The 1,073-nt window shown below is 44.6% G+C and carries 2 pseudogenes; one reads left to right on the top strand and one right to left on the bottom strand.

What is annotated here, in order from left to right:
- Positions 1 to 526, bottom strand: a pseudogene (locus R7Q48_RS24745) (haloacid dehalogenase-like hydrolase); the annotation flags it as partial.
- Positions 527 to 904: 378 nt separating this feature from the next.
- Here R7Q48_RS24745 and R7Q48_RS24750 point away from each other — a divergent pair.
- A pseudogene (locus R7Q48_RS24750) lies at positions 905 to 1,073 on the top strand (anaerobic sulfatase maturase); the annotation flags it as partial.

Here is a 1,073-nt window from a genome sequence, read left to right on the forward strand (position 1 = left end):
GCAGGTAAGTAAGCATTTCGCGCATCGGCTTAAAGGTGAGGTCGTTGTAGGCTTTACCAAAGCGCTTGTCTTTCGCCGCTGCAAGCCATTGCTCGACGGATTGTTGGTATTCTTCAACGGTCATGCCGCTGTGGGTGACTTTCATGATTTGGAGTAGCGATTCTTTACCGCCAGCAAAGACTTTCTCTAAGTCGTTTTCAATGACGGATTTAAAAGGTTCCTGCGTTTTCCATTCTGGATGCATTTTCGCAAGGGCTTTGACTTGATCTAACGCGAACGCAATTTGGAAATAAATCGGCTTTTCTGACCAAAGTGTACCGTCGTTGTCGAACACGGCAATGCGGTCAGAAACGGGAATAAATGTTGCCTTTGAACTGTCGGTAGATTGCTCGACAAAATTCACAATGGCGGTTTTGCTGTCGCTGTCTTTCCAAGAAGGGAGCAAGTTGGCATCGCAATCTTTCGCGAGGCTGGAAAAAGATAAGCTAGTTAAGACGGCAAGAGTACAGAGATGGATTTTGTTCATTATTTACCTCGATTGATTTCACTAGGTTGTGATCCCTAAAAAGGGCAATGAGGGCGGATAACCTTAAACGACCACTTACCCGTTGTACTCATGTCATTTTCTCGCCCACGCGTTAGCGTTGAAAATTCGCCTTCATCATAAGCAAGCGTAGTCGCATTCCTTGGTTGTGCACGAAATGAATAGCGTAATGCTTCCAAAACGCCACATACGGGTTATCTCAGACGGCCCCAAGTAGAGTAGCAACAAGCGCCATGAAAATAGGTTATAAGCGGTATAACAAGCCTGCGGTATTAATGAAATTTATGATTGGGTCATCAAGGTGAATCGCAGGTAAATATCCGGATTACGCCTTCAAATTCGCAACAGCAAAGGTGACTCATGCAAATTACTCAAAGTCCTCAGTTCAACGGCAAAGCGTCTAAGCGTTTACATGTTATGGCAAAGCCCATTGGTGCTGCCTGTAACATTGACTGTACTTACTGCTACTACCTCAGCAAACAGGACTTACTTGAGTATAAAAAAGGATGTTCACCAATGATGGATGAAG

The sequence above is a fragment of the Vibrio sp. 378 genome, from assembly GCF_033339435.1.